This window comes from Pantoea sp. SGAir0418 (assembly GCF_043529865.1).
The window spans coordinates 2,448,556-2,461,823 of sequence record NZ_CP027911.1 but is presented as its reverse complement, the minus strand read 5'-3'; the positions used below and the strand labels follow the sequence as shown (position 1 = coordinate 2,461,823).

Genomic DNA, 13,268 nt, shown 5'->3' with positions numbered 1-13,268 from the left:
GCTGGGTATTTATTGTCGCAGCGCAACGTGTCGTCATACCGATTATCGGCATCTCAGCATTAAAACTTTAACGGGCTAAACGCCAGGGTAAAAATCTGAAATTATCCCTGCGACTCGGCAGGCAACTGCCCTTTGCGTCGATGGATCTCGTCCGCCAGCCGGGCAAAATGCTGCTGTAACTGAGCGTCATGATTCTGGTTTTGCGCTTCGAGCGTCAGATTGTGAGCCAGCAGCTGGCTGGCGCGATCGTCCAGACAGAAGGTCAGCGTAGCAAAGGCATTTTCCAGCACGGTCAAACGGCGTTGCTGTTCAGCAATGAAGGCCAGTAATTCCCCAAACGTCATCGCCTCTTCTGGTTTTTCAGTAGTCATGTGCAACACACCTCCTGTAAGCACGACGAGGCAAGAATAGGACATCGTTTAATCAGAGTCTAGCTGGCGCGGGTTTTTCTGGCGAGCGGGAAATAAAAACAAAAAAGCCGGGCGGCGGGCCCGGCAAAAACGGCACAGTGGCGGTTAATCGGTAATAAACCAGTCGTCAGCGCTTTCCCAGGTTTCCTGCAAAATATCGCTGATGCGGTCGCGTGATTCTTTACAGCCGCCAAACACGCTGAGCTGGTTACCACCGGCATAGCGCACTTTGACGTGATGATTGTCGTCGGGAAAATCGCGGGAGATACGGCGAGTGAGTTCAGCGCTCAGTGCATCCAGTGCACCGGCGGGAAGGGGCTGAGTCTTTGCTACGGTAATTTCAACACGCATAAACGCCTCCGGGATAATATACTGTTTATTTGTACAGTATAAAATTCCCGAAGGCAAGCGGCAGATGATTATTCTTTGATGCGCCAGTTAAGGGTTTCACCGGCGAGGAACGGAACCAGCGTATCGTCAGCGACCGTGATGCTCTCCTGCACCGTCCACGGCTCACGCACCAGCGTCAGGGTACCGTCGTTGAGCGGCAGGCCGTAGAACCTGGGGCCGTTCTCAGAGCAGAAGGCTTCAAAATGCTCCAGTGCGCCAAGCTCTTCAAACACGGTCAGATAAGCGGGCAGCGACGTCGGCGCATTAAATACGCCGGCACAGCCGCAGCTGGCTTCTTTCAGATGGCGCAGGTGCGGTGCCGTGTCGGTGCCCAGGAAGACACGACGGTTGCCGCTTGCCACCAGGTTACGCAGCGCTTCCTGATGAATGTTGCGCTTCAGAATGGGCAGACAGTAGAGATGCGGGCGCACGCCGCCCACCAGCATGTGGTTGCGGTTGAACATCAGATGCTGTGGCGTAATGGTCGCGCCAAGCAGTTCATTGCCGGCGGCCACATACTCCGCAGCTTCCTTCGTGGTGATGTGTTCCATCACCACTTTCAGGCCCGGGAACTGCTGGCGCAGCGGCTGCAGCACGGTTTCGATGAAACGCGCTTCACGATCAAAGATATCAATGTGCGCATCGGTGACTTCGCCGTGCACCAGCATCGGCATACCGATTTCCTGCATGCGCTCCAGCACGCTGGCAATGGAGGCAATGTTGGTGACGCCATGGCTGGAGTTGGTGGTGGCGTGTGCCGGATAGAGTTTTGCCGCCGTAAAAATACCGCTGAGGAAGCCGCGTTCGATTTCGTCCGCATCGAGCGAATCGGTGAGGTAACAGGTCATCAGCGGCGTGAAGTGATGCCCAGCAGGCAGCGCCGCCATGATGCGTGCGCGATACGCTTCGGCAGCCGCAACGCTGGTGACCGGCGGAACCAGATTTGGCATGACAATCGCACGACCATTCACCGCGCTGGTATAGGGCAGCACTGCATTGAGCATCGCGCCATCGCGCAGGTGGATGTGCCAGTCGTCAGGGCGGCGAATCGTGATTTGCTGGGGTTGGGCTGTCATTGAAAAAGGCTCCGGCTGAGGTGAAAACGAAATGGCTCGTTTAGGCCGGGGACTAATCATAAGGGGGCGGGCAACCGTTTGCACGGGATTTTGCAGTGCGGGAGAGAAATAACCGCAGGCGCGGCAAATTGCGTAGCAGCGTGGCAGGCGCGTGCAGAATCATGCCGGCATCCTGCCACGCTATGCATGGCCGCCACTGAGAACGGCCGCTTGCAACGTTAATCGGTAAACGGAATCACCAGTTGGCCAGGCTTCACTTCCAGCCCTTTAGCCAGTTTCTTCGCCAGCGCCTCGCCTTTGCTGCGGTCGGCGCTTAGCACGTAGGCGGGTTTTTCATTGAAATAGCGCTTGAGGGATTCGTCCAGATACGGCGTAAGGGTTTTCATGATCGACGCCATCTTCTCAGGTTGCACCTGTGCGTCGACGATTTCGAGGTCCTGCAGATAAATGGCGCCCTGCTGCGCGTTATACACCGGTTGCGCTTTCATCTTCAGCTGCATTTCGGCCTGCTGCGGACCAAACAGCGAGCTGACGTTGATGTTGGCTTTACCAGACAGCGTCACTTTGCCGGGTTCTTCGCGGCCAATCTGGCTGCTCAGATCGGTCAGTACAATATGGGCATTCACCAGCCCGGACACGCCGATGTCTTTCTCGTAGTTGTTGCGCTTTTGCAGCGCCTGATTCACTTCCTGCTCGCTGATGGTGTATTGCGTCAATTGGTTACAGCCGCTGAGCAGCACGGCAAAAAACAGGGCAAACAGCCCGGGAAACGCCTTCTTCATGATTTCTTCTTCCTGGTTGATACGGCCAAACAGCCTTAAGCCTGCCTGATTCAGGGCCAGGTGTCACCAGGAGAGAGATGAGAAACGCAGCCGCGCGCTTCTCATCACAGCGCCATCAGGCCGCAATCGACGACAGCAGATTCACCTGCGTCTGTTTCGCCATGTTATCGCGGTAGTCGGCGACGCGGCTCGGCCATTCGATACCGGAAACCAGCGTCAGCGAGCGCAGCAGCGGAAACAGATGAATGTCATCCTCAGACAACTCGCCGTTCACCGCATTGGGTTTGACGATCAATTTATCCAGCTGGCGCAGATCATCACTGATATTTTTGATGAAACCCGGGGCATGCTTACGCAGTTCGGCAAAGTCACCGAGGCTGGCCTGTTTCTTTTCGCGGAAGTAATCACGCGCTTCGGGGGTGGCAAATTCAGCAAACGCGGCCTCAGCGATGCGCGGCAGCAGCAGCTTGTTGATGTAGCCATTGACCCGTCGCAGCCAGTCGGCGATGGCGGGATTTTGCTTGCCGGTCAGCAGCGGCTGGCGATCCTGATTATCGACAAAGCGCACGATATCCATGCTCTCTGGCATCGCACTGCCATCGGCTTTTTGCAGAATCGGCGCCATTTTCTGGCCAATCAGCTTTTTCGGCGTTGCTTCATCGTCATTGAGCATCACAATCAGCTCAACCGGCAGGTTTTTCAGGCCAAATATCATGCGTGCTTTGACGCAGAAAGGGCAGTGATCGTAGATGTAAAGTTTCATCCCGTTTCTCCTGTGATTCTCAGGGTGACGGAGGTCACCCTTTTTCCGGACGTGCGGGAAGTATGGAAGAGAACGCCTGAACCGGCAAACTAGCTGCTGAAGATCGCTGGTGCCACCTGGCGCGGCTGGAACTGCCACCATAGCGCCAGCAGCGTGATCATACCGACGGTGCTGAGCAGCATCCACGGCAGCTCCGGCAGGGCCAGCTGCTGGCCCATATCGAACATCCAGCCGCCACCGGAGTAGCCAATCAGCCCGCCAATTGCCAGACCGAGCCGGCTGAACCCCATGTAGCTGCCGCGTGCCCGGGCGCTGGCCAGGGACGCACTCAGGGTTTCACGTGCCGGTTCAGCGATGATCGATCCGAGATAGAAAACGGCGATCAGCAAAAACAGCGACGGCAGCGAATCGGTCATGCCAACCGGCAGCAGGCTGAAGGTCATCAGAAACAGCCCGGCCATCAGGCGTGTCTCAAGGCGGAAGCGCTTTTCACTCCAGCGCGCCAGCGGATAGAGCAGGCTGAGTGACAGTAGCGCTTCAATCGCGTACATCCACTTCACCGCCGCCGGTGCGCCCGCCACCTGATTGACCATGACCGGCAGCATCAGCATCACCTGCACGGCGAGAATGTAATAGCCGGTCAGGGTAAAGACATACAGGCGGAAACGGCGGTCGCGCCACACGCGCTGCATTCCCTCGCGCATGGCGATACGCTCCGTAGAGATGCGCCATGCTGGCAGCCACACGGCGTTAAAGATGGCGGCGACGACAAACACCGCCGCACCGACCCAGCACACCAGACGGAAATCCCACGCCAGCAGCCAGCTGCCAATCAGCGCGCCCAGCACCGCGCCGGCGCTGTCCTGCATCATCAGCAGCGAAAAGAAGCGTCCGCGCTCGCGTGCCCGCACCAGTTTCACCACCAGCGCGCTGCGTGGCGGATCGAACAGCGTGCCGCCCAGTCCGGACAGCAGGCAGGCCAGCCACAGCAGCCACGGCTGATGCGCCAGCGCCATACAGGCGAAACCGGCAGCGCGCATCAGCATGCCGGTGACAATCAGCGGCCGCGCGCCAAAACGGTCAGCAATGGCCCCACCGAAGATGCCAAGCCCCTGCTGCACCAGCTGGCGCAGGCCGAGCGCAATGCCCACCAGCAGCGCGGCCCAGCCAAGCTGTTCCACAAAGTGAATGGAGATCAGGGGAAACACCACAAAGAATCCCATTACCACCAGCATGTTATCGACTAACAGAAACGTTTTTCCAAGGCGTCGTGCCCGCGCAACCCGTGACATGCTGAATCCTGAGCAAGTGAGAAGGAAAAGTGACCAGTTGGTCTATTTTCTGCCTGCTCCGGCGGGAAAAATAGCGTTTTCAGGATGATATTTTTTTATCCAGCCTGAAGAGAAATTAATCCTTAATCGGAATCAATTGCCGTGAGCGATGCGCGGGGTTTTACCGCAGCCGGGGTGACGGTTATAGTGAGAAGTAACGCCGCTGGCGTACATCTTTCTTTCGTTATGGATTTCAGGAGTCATGATGTTTGGCTATCGCTCTGCTGGCCCGCGCGTGCGGCTTACCACCGATCGTCTGGTGGTGCGTTTAGTACATGAACGCGATGCCTGGCGTCTGGCGGATTACTACGCCGAAAACCGCGCCTTTCTTAAACCCTGGGAACCGGTGCGCGATGAGAGCCACTGTTATCCCTCTGGCTGGCAGGCACGCCTGGGTTTAATTGCCGACATGCATAAACAGGGCTCCGCGTTCTATTTTGTGCTGATGGACCCGGAAGAGCATGAAGTGCGCGGCGTCGCCAACTTCAGCAATGTGCTGCGCGGATCGTTTCATGCCTGCTATCTCGGCTACTCGCTGGGAGAGAAGTGGCAGGGGCAGGGCATGATGTTTGAGGCGCTGCAGGCGGCGATTCGCTATATGCAGCGCCAGCAGCGCATTCATCGCATCATGGCCAACTATATGCCGCACAATCAGCGCAGTGGTGATTTGCTGGCGCGCCTCGGTTTTGAAAAAGAGGGCTACGCCAAAGACTATTTACTGATTGATGGCCGCTGGCAGGATCATGTGCTGACGGCGCTTACCTGGCGCGAATGGAACCCGGATCGTCGCGGACAATAATAAAAGGAACACTTAATGAAGATGGTTCTCTCCGCGCAGGCACTGCGCGTGATCGGCTGCCTGCTGGAGAAGCAGGTCACCACGCCGGATCAATATCCGTTATCCCTCAATGGCGTGGTCACCGCCTGTAATCAGAAATCTAACCGTGAGCCGGTAATGAACCTGAGCGAAAGCGAGGTGCAGGCTCAGCTCGATGAGCTGGTGAAAAAGCATCTGGTCACCGCTAACAGCGGTTTCGGTCAGCGTGTCAGCAAATATGAACAGCGTTTCTGCAACTCGGCGTTTGGCAATCTGCAGCTGAATGCCGCCGAAGTGGCGGTGCTGACGCTGCTGTTCCTGCGCGGCGCGCAGACGCCGGGCGAACTGCGTACCCGCAGTGGTCGTCTGCATGAGTTTCAGGACATGGCCGAGGTGGAACGCACGCTGGAGGGGCTGACAACGCGCGACGACGGCCCCATGGTGGTGCGTCTGGCGCGCGAGCCGGGCAAGCGTGAAAGCCGCTATATGCACCTGTTTGGCGGCGAGGTGGTGGATGAGCTACCCGCGAGCCACACAGCGTCGCCTGAACCCGACGATCTGGCCGCGCGCGTTGCTCAGCTGGAAGCGCAGGTGGCGCGCCTTGATGCTCAGCTGCAGCAACTGCTGCAGCGGGAGGCGTGAAATGACGCTGCGTATTGGTGTGGTCGGGCTTGGCGGTATCGCGCAGAAAGCCTGGCTGCCGGTGCTGGCACAGGCCAGCGGCTGGCAGCTGGTGGGCGCGTTCTCGCCCAGCCAGGCGCGGGCGCAGCCGATCTGCGACAGTTACCGTATTCCTTATTTTAGTCAGCTGGATGCGCTGGCGGCGGCCAGCGATGCGGTGTTTGTACACAGCAGCACCGCCAGTCATTTTGAGGTAGTGCAGGCGCTGCTGCTGGCCGGTAAAGATGTTTGTGTCGATAAGCCGCTGGCCGAAACGCTGCAGCAGGCCGAGACGCTGGTGGCGCTGGCGGAAAAGCGCAAACGCAAACTGATGGTGGCCTTCAACCGGCGCTTTGCACCGCGCTACCAGCAGCTGAAAGCGCAGCTGCCGGGCGCATCCTCGCTGCGCATTGAAAAACACCGGGCAGACAGCGTCGGCCCGCACGACCTGCGCTTTACCCTGCTGGATGACTATCTGCACGTGGTCGATACCGCGCTGTGGCTGGCCGGCGGCAAGCTCAGGCTGGAGCTCGGCCATATCGACACCCATGATGACGGCGCAATGCTCTACGGCGAGCACCATTTCTCGGCCGGATCGCTGCAAATTACTACCAGTATGCATCGCCGCGCGGGCACGCAGCGTGAAGTGGTCAGCGCCATCTGCGACGGGCGTTACATCGAGATTAATGAGATGCGCGACTGGCGTGAAGAGACGCTTAGTGGCCTGCGCAGTGATGTCCCGCCGGCCTGGCAAAGTCATCTGACCCAGCGTGGCTTCAGCGGTGCGGCACACCATTTTATCCAGTGCGTGGAAAATCAGACGATGCCTGAAACCAGCGGTGAACAGGCGCTGGCGGCGCAGCGTCTGGTGGAAAAACTGTGGCGCGACGCCGTACAGGAATAACCCCTTGTAACACTCAATGCTGGTCATTTCCCACCGCAGCAGTAGACTATCGCCGGACATCGCAGGATGTCCGCGCTAAGTTGCTCATTTATCCGACACTTTTCAGGATGCGCCACTCATTATGAATTTGCTGAAATCGCTGGCTGCGGTCAGTTCGATGACCCTGTTTTCCCGCGTGCTGGGCTTTGCCCGCGACGCCATCGTGGCGCGCGTTTTCGGGGCTGGCATGGCCACCGATGCCTTTTTTGTGGCGTTCAAACTGCCCAATCTGCTGCGCCGTATTTTCGCCGAAGGCGCCTTTTCACAGGCCTTCGTGCCAATTCTTGCCGAATATAAAAGCAAGCAGGGCGAAGACGCCACGCGGGTGTTTGTTGCTTATGTATCAGGCCTGCTGACGCTGGTGCTGGCAGTGGTGACAGTGCTGGGCATGGTCGCTGCGCCTTGGGTAATCGTGGTAACGGCGCCGGGTTTTGCCGATACCGCCGACAAGTTCGCCTTAACCAGTTCGCTGCTGCGCGTCACCTTTCCTTATATTCTGCTGATCTCGCTGGCGTCGCTGGCCGGGGCGATTCTTAATACCTGGAACCGCTTCTCCGTCCCGGCGTTCGCGCCCACGCTGCTGAATATCAGCATGATCGGCTTTGCGCTGTTTGCCGCGCCGCACTTCCATCCGCCGGTGATGGCGCTGGCGTGGGCAGTGGTCGTGGGCGGGCTGCTGCAGCTGTTTTATCAACTGCCGCACCTGAAAAAGATTGGCATGCTGGTACTGCCGCGCGTCAACCTGCGCGATGCCGGCGTGTGGCGGGTGATGCGCCAGATGGGCCCGGCGATTCTCGGCGTGTCGGTGAGCCAGATCTCGCTGATCATCAATACCATTTTCGCCTCGTTTCTGGTCTCCGGCTCGGTGTCGTGGATGTACTACGCCGATCGTCTGATGGAGTTTCCCTCTGGCGTGCTGGGCGTGGCGCTCGGCACCATCCTGCTGCCGTCGCTGGCGAAGAGTTTTGCCAGCGGCAACCACGATGAATATTCCCGTCTGATGGACTGGGGCCTGCGTCTGTGCTTCCTGCTGGCGCTGCCGAGCGCGGTTGCGCTGGGCATTCTTTCCGGTCCGCTCACCGTGGCGCTGTTCCAGTACGGCAAATTTACCGCTTTTGATGCGGCGATGACCCAGCGCGCGCTGATTGCCTATTCGGTTGGGCTGATGGGGCTGATCGTGGTGAAAGTGCTGGCGCCGGGCTTTTATTCGCGGCAGGACATCAAAACGCCGGTAAAGATTGCTATCGCCACCTTGATCATGACCCAGCTGATGAACCTGGCGTTTATCGGCCCGCTGAAGCACGCCGGTCTGTCGCTGTCGATTGGTCTGGCTGCCTGCCTGAATGCGGCGCTGCTCTACTGGCAGCTGCGCAAACAGCAAATCTTTCAGCCGCAGCCGGGCTGGCACGGTTTCCTGCTGCGTCTGCTGGTCGCCGTCGCGGTGATGGCTGCTGCGCTGCTGGGCATTCTGCAGGTGATGCCGGCGTGGGAAGAGGGGCAGATGTGGTGGCGGCTACTGCGGCTGGCGGCGGTGTGCGCCATTGGCGGCGGCGCTTACTTCGTGATGCTCGGTTTACTGGGCTTCCGCCCGCGCGATTTTGCCCGCCGCACGGCGGTGTGAGCGCACAATAAAAAAGGGTCGCCCGGTGTGGCGACCCTGATTCAGCGGACCCGCAGCACGGCTGCGTTTAGCCTTTGCGGCTCAGCGTGCTCTGGCCTAAACCGCGGCCGTCCGGGCCGTAAAAGGACTGGGTCTGATGCGGTTTCAGCACCGAAAGTGCCTGTTCGGTAAAGGTCATCTGATGCTGCAACAGCATGCCATTGTGCTGATTGGCGTCGCGCAGACGCTGGGTATGTTGCTGAATGCTGTGCCAGCGGCGTGCGATATCACTGTGACCACGATAAGGCGCTTTGGTACCCAGCGACAGCTCGGTTTTGCGGCGCATTTCGTCCAGATAATTCAACGTCGTCAGCAGCGCGCTTTTATCTTCTGTAATGCGCTGCAGCAGGTTGCCATTAATCCGTCCGGCAGAAAGTTGCTGCTGCTCTTCATCCATCACGACGTTAAGCGAACTCAGCACATCCTGCATTTTATCTAAGGTGGTCAGCAGATTATCCATCGGGACTATTTACCCTCTAAAAACGCCCTGGTATCGGCGATCAGCGCATCGGCGATCTTACCGGTATCCATTTTCAGTTCACCATTACGAATGGCGGTCTTCAGCTGCTCTACGCGCGCTGTGTTAATATCTTTGCTGCCCGGCTGCATCAGTTGCGCCTGAGCGGGACTCAGCGTCACTTCCGCACCATTCTGGCTGGTGCTGGCGGCCGGTGCGCTGTTCTGACGCACTTTTGCCTGGTTGTCGCTGCTGTCACGGGTTTGTACAGTGCTCACCGGTTTTAAAGGCTGCGTTCTGTCGATACTCATGGTGTGGCTCCTGTTAGGGTCAGTTGGGGATCAGCCAACTGAGTCAGCATAGGGTAATATCATTGTTGATATCTCTATCGGCAGAACAACAGCGTTCTTTAACGCTTTATAGCGATATCAGAATATTCCCATCCTCGCTGACACGACCGCTTACCACCTGGCCATTGCTCATGCGCACGCGCACCGTCTGCGCCGCGCTGGCGTTGTTTAACGCACGACCTTCACTGCTGGCATTAAAGCCGTTGCCGCTGGCAATCACCATCACATTCTGACCGGCTTTCACCCGCCACGGCTGGCGCAGCATGGTGGCCGTCACCGGCTGGCCTGGCGCAATGTCACGCAGGGCAATGGCGTCCGCCAGATTGCTGCTGCTGAGCAGCGCGCGCGCCGGCAGCGTATCCAGCCTGCCACTCTCCAGACGGAAATCACTGGCGCTGACGTTGCTGCCGCGCGCCAGCTGACGATTGGCCACCAGATACTCGCCGGTGACCTGCACCTGCACCTGCAGATAGCGACGATTCTGGCCGCAGCTGGCGGCAATGCTCAGATTGCCCCACTGGCGACTGTTACCCGGCAGCAGCAGCTGCGGTGTGTCGCAGGCGGGCCACTGCGTCTGCGGCGTGCGGACCACCACGGTCATACCGGCGGCGTGCTGCGGATCGCGCGCCTGAAAGAACTGAGTCAGCTGCGCGCTGAGATCGGCGGCATAGCCGGGCGTCGCGAAGGCCAGCCACAGCAGGGCCAGCAGGGAAGAAGTTGTACGCATCAACGCCTCCTGTCGAAAAGATGGCACTGAGTCTACTCCGCGCACCAAAAATTCAAGGTGAAAAATAGCCACGATTTTTGCTGCTATTCAGACGATAGCCCTTGCTTTTGTCCCATTAAGCTGTCAGCTCGAAATTCTCATTCGCGGAGGAAGCATGCTCGACAAACTCGATGCCGCGCTGCGATTTGGTACAGAAGCATTAAACCTGCGGGCGCAGCGCCAGGAGATTCTGGCGTCTAACATTGCCAACGCCGATACCCCGGGCTACCAGGCGCGGGATATCGACTTTGCCAGCCAGCTGAGCAAGGTGATGCAGAACGGCCGTGCCGAAGGCAGCAGCCTGGCGCTCAATGTCACGTCATCACGTCACATTGAAGCGCAGACCAACTCACAGCCCGCACTGGATCTGCTGTACCGCATTCCCGATCAGCCTGCCGCGGATGGTAACACCGTGGATATGGATCGCGAGCGTACGCAGTTTGCGGATAACAGCCTGAAATACCAAACCGATCTCACCCTCATCAGTAGCCAGATCAAAGGCATGATGAGCGTTCTGCAGGGGCAATAATCATGGCATTGCTGAATATCTTTGATATCGCCGGTTCTGCGATGACCGCACAGTCACAGCGGCTCAACGTCAGCGCCAGTAACCTGGCCAACGCCGACAGCGTCACCGGGCCGGACGGCCAGCCGTACGTGGCGAAGCAGGTGATTTTCCAGACCGATGCCGCTCAGGGCGCGGCCACCGGCGGCGTCAAAGTAGCCGGTGTCGTGAACGACCCGACGCCCGCCAAACTGGTGTATGACCCGGGTAATCCGCTGGCTGACCAGAAAGGCTACGTCAAAATGCCTAACGTCGACGTGGTCGCCGAAACCGTTAACACCATGTCCGCGTCGCGCAGCTATCAGGCCAACGTCGAAGTGCTAAACACGGTGAAGTCAATGATGATGAAAACCCTCACCATGGGTCAGTAACGGAGACGCATTATGAGCCTTGCAGTAGGGATTAAAGACAACCTCGACCCCACGGTCCTCAGCTCCAGCAGCAGCACCGGCAGCGGCAACAGCGCGCAGGATCTGCAAAACCAGTTCCTGAACATGCTGGTGACGCAGCTGAAAAATCAGGACCCGACTAACCCGATGGACAACAGTCAGCTGACAACCCAGCTGACGCAGATCAACACCCTGAGCGGGATTGAAAAACTCAATACCACGCTGGGATCGATCTCCGGTCAGATCAGCACCAGCCAGTCGCTGCAGAGCTCAACGCTGATCGGCCATGGCGTGATGGTGAAGGGCAGCCAGGTGCTGGTCGGCAGCGGCACCAGCACGCCGTTTGGCGTGGAGCTGGGCACCGCGTCGACCGCCACCAGCGTCACCATCAAAGATGGCAACGGCAGCGTAGTGCGCTCCATCGATCTCGGCGGTCTCAGCGCCGGCGTTCACACCTTCTCGTGGGACGGCAAGATGGACGATGGCAGCGCCGCACCGGACGGCAAATATACGGTTTCACTCGCCGCCAGCAATGGCAGCACCCAACTGGTGGCACAGCCGCTGAACTACGCCTATGTCAACGGCGTCAGCACCGTGAATAACACCGCAAAACTGGATCTCGGCACCATGGGCTCCGCGACCCTCGATGAAATTCGTCAGATTCTCTGACTAACCTCTTAGCAGGAGAAATAGCATGTCATTTTCACAAGCGGTGAGCGGCCTGGGCGCTGCCTCCAGCAACCTCGACGTTATTGGTAACAACATCGCCAACTCGGCGACGGCCGGCTTTAAATCCAGCACCATCGCGTTTGCCGATATGTTCGCCGGTTCGAACGTCGGTATGGGTACCAAAGTCGCAGCGGTGATTCAGAACTTTAACGACGGCACCACCACCTCTACCAGCCGTGGGCTGGACGTGGCGCTGAGCGGCAACGGTTTCTTCCGTCTGACCGACGCCAGCGGCGGCGTGTTCTATTCGCGCAACGGCCAGTTCACGCTGGACGAAAACCGTAACCTGGTGAACACCCAGGGCCTGACCGTAACCGGCTATCCGGCTAACGGCACACCGCCAACCATTCAGGCCGGTGCCAACCCGGTCGCGCTGAGCATTCCGACCACTCAGATGTCGGCACGCGCCACCACTACCGCCACTATGGTATCCAACCTGAACTCAACCGATGCGGTGCCAACCGGCGGTGCGTTCACGGCGACCAACGTGGATACTTACAACGCTAAAAGCACCGTGACCGTATACGACTCGCAGGGTAACGACCACGCGCTGGATCTGTACTACGTCAAAACGGCCGACAACAACTGGACGGTGCACGCGATTGATTCCACCACCGGTCAGGCTGCCGGTAACTTCAACATGGTATTCGATACCAGCGGTAACCTGACCTCGGCCAGCACCGTGGCGCTGACCATTCAGGGTGCGAACGGTGCTGCGGCCAACCAGGCGGTCAGCCTCAGCGTGCTCGGCAGCCTGCAGCAGAACACCGGCAAAACCAACTTCGGTAACCCAACCCAGGATGGCTATGCACCGGGCGATCTGACCAGCTACACCATCAACGACGACGGCACCATCACCGGGACTTACTCCAACCAGAAAACCCAGCTGCTGGGTCAGATTGTGCTGGCGAGTTTCTCTAACCCGGAAGGGCTGAAGTCCGAAGGCGATAACGTCTGGTCGGCGACCAACTCCTCGGGCCAGGCGGCAGTCGGTTTGGCAGGCACCGGTACCTACGGCAACCTGACCTCCGGCGCGCTGGAAGCGTCCAACGTCGACCTGAGTAAAGAGCTGGTGAATATGATCGTTGCCCAGCGTAACTATCAGGCCAACAGCCAGACCATCAAAACGCAGGACCAGATTCTTAACACCCTGGTCAACCTTCGTTAATACGCTAACGGG

The 13,268-nt window shown here is 58.6% G+C and carries 17 protein-coding genes; 8 read left to right on the top strand and 9 right to left on the bottom strand.

All coding sequences use genetic code 11. The features are described 5' to 3' along the window. Nucleotides 1–101 precede the first annotated feature (101 nt). From C1N84_RS11435 to mdtH, 6 genes are all read right to left on the bottom strand, one after another. Complete coding sequence (locus C1N84_RS11435; protein WP_010617279.1) at nt 102–371, bottom strand: hypothetical protein; 270 nt, start codon at nt 369–371, stop codon at nt 102–104. 144 nt (nt 372–515) lie between these two features. Further along, nucleotides 516–761: a DNA damage-inducible protein I gene (dinI, locus tag C1N84_RS11430; RefSeq protein WP_021506435.1), complete on the bottom strand. Its 246-nt coding sequence runs from the start codon at nt 759–761 to the stop codon at nt 516–518. 68 nt (nt 762–829) lie between these two features. Further along, nucleotides 830–1,876 (bottom strand): dihydroorotase, encoded by a 1,047-nt coding sequence (gene pyrC, locus C1N84_RS11425; protein WP_264441397.1) that lies wholly within the window; start codon nt 1,874–1,876, stop codon nt 830–832. 218 nt (nt 1,877–2,094) lie between these two features. Then, entirely contained in the window at nt 2,095–2,658 is a 564-nt protein-coding gene (locus C1N84_RS11420; protein ID WP_264441396.1) for a lipoprotein, read from the bottom strand. Between the two features lie 115 nt (nt 2,659–2,773). Then, the gene (gene grxB, locus C1N84_RS11415) at nt 2,774–3,421 is read right to left on the bottom strand and encodes a glutaredoxin 2 (RefSeq protein WP_021506432.1); all 648 of its coding nucleotides are present in this window, start codon (nt 3,419–3,421) and stop codon (nt 2,774–2,776) included. An 89-nt stretch (nt 3,422–3,510) separates the two neighbouring features. Beyond that, nucleotides 3,511–4,713, bottom strand: coding sequence for a multidrug efflux MFS transporter MdtH (gene mdtH, locus C1N84_RS11410; RefSeq protein ID WP_104092805.1), 1,203 nt, complete (start codon nt 4,711–4,713; stop codon nt 3,511–3,513). Nucleotides 4,714–4,957: 244 nt separating this feature from the next. Here mdtH and rimJ point away from each other — a divergent pair, with 244 nt between their 5' ends. The 4 genes from rimJ to murJ all read left to right on the top strand — a co-directional run bounded on the left by rimJ (nt 4,958) and on the right by murJ (nt 8,793). Next, nucleotides 4,958–5,551: a ribosomal protein S5-alanine N-acetyltransferase gene (gene rimJ, locus C1N84_RS11405; protein ID WP_021506430.1), complete on the top strand. Its 594-nt coding sequence runs from the start codon at nt 4,958–4,960 to the stop codon at nt 5,549–5,551. 15 nt (nt 5,552–5,566) lie between these two features. Further along, nucleotides 5,567–6,211: a DUF480 domain-containing protein gene (locus C1N84_RS11400; protein WP_264441394.1), complete on the top strand. Its 645-nt coding sequence runs from the start codon at nt 5,567–5,569 to the stop codon at nt 6,209–6,211. Nucleotide 6,212: 1 nt separating this feature from the next. Then, on the top strand, nt 6,213–7,133 hold the full coding sequence (locus C1N84_RS11395) for a Gfo/Idh/MocA family protein (RefSeq protein ID WP_088516464.1): 921 nt from the start codon (nt 6,213–6,215) through the stop codon (nt 7,131–7,133). A 121-nt stretch (nt 7,134–7,254) separates the two neighbouring features. Further along, nucleotides 7,255–8,793 (top strand): murein biosynthesis integral membrane protein MurJ, encoded by a 1,539-nt coding sequence (gene murJ / locus C1N84_RS11390; RefSeq protein WP_058759461.1) that lies wholly within the window; start codon nt 7,255–7,257, stop codon nt 8,791–8,793. A 67-nt stretch (nt 8,794–8,860) separates the two neighbouring features. Here the strand turns inward: murJ and flgN are convergent, their stop codons facing one another. From flgN to flgA, 3 genes are all read right to left on the bottom strand, one after another. Then, entirely contained in the window at nt 8,861–9,292 is a 432-nt protein-coding gene (gene flgN, locus C1N84_RS11385) for a flagellar export chaperone FlgN (RefSeq protein ID WP_058775420.1), read from the bottom strand. A gap of 5 nt (nt 9,293–9,297) precedes the next feature. Continuing rightward, nucleotides 9,298–9,600: a flagellar biosynthesis anti-sigma factor FlgM gene (gene flgM, locus C1N84_RS11380; protein ID WP_058775421.1), complete on the bottom strand. Its 303-nt coding sequence runs from the start codon at nt 9,598–9,600 to the stop codon at nt 9,298–9,300. Between the two features lie 106 nt (nt 9,601–9,706). Continuing rightward, nucleotides 9,707–10,366, bottom strand: coding sequence for a flagellar basal body P-ring formation chaperone FlgA (flgA, locus tag C1N84_RS11375; protein WP_021506424.1), 660 nt, complete (start codon nt 10,364–10,366; stop codon nt 9,707–9,709). A 154-nt stretch (nt 10,367–10,520) separates the two neighbouring features. Between flgA and flgB the strand changes: the two genes are divergently transcribed. From flgB to flgE, 4 genes are read left to right on the top strand one after another with little or no spacing between them, the layout of a single operon-like run. Continuing rightward, on the top strand, nt 10,521–10,934 hold the full coding sequence (gene flgB, locus C1N84_RS11370; RefSeq protein ID WP_021506423.1) for a flagellar basal body rod protein FlgB: 414 nt from the start codon (nt 10,521–10,523) through the stop codon (nt 10,932–10,934). Nucleotides 10,935–10,936: 2 nt separating this feature from the next. Further along, the gene (gene flgC / locus C1N84_RS11365) at nt 10,937–11,341 is read left to right on the top strand and encodes a flagellar basal body rod protein FlgC (protein ID WP_021506422.1); all 405 of its coding nucleotides are present in this window, start codon (nt 10,937–10,939) and stop codon (nt 11,339–11,341) included. 12 nt (nt 11,342–11,353) lie between these two features. Next, nucleotides 11,354–12,028 (top strand): flagellar hook assembly protein FlgD, encoded by a 675-nt coding sequence (gene flgD, locus C1N84_RS11360; protein ID WP_021506421.1) that lies wholly within the window; start codon nt 11,354–11,356, stop codon nt 12,026–12,028. A gap of 25 nt (nt 12,029–12,053) precedes the next feature. After that, a complete protein-coding gene (flgE, locus tag C1N84_RS11355) occupies nt 12,054–13,256 on the top strand; it encodes a flagellar hook protein FlgE (protein ID WP_021506420.1) in 1,203 nt (400 codons plus the stop codon). The last annotated feature ends 12 nt before the right edge of the window (nt 13,257–13,268 follow it).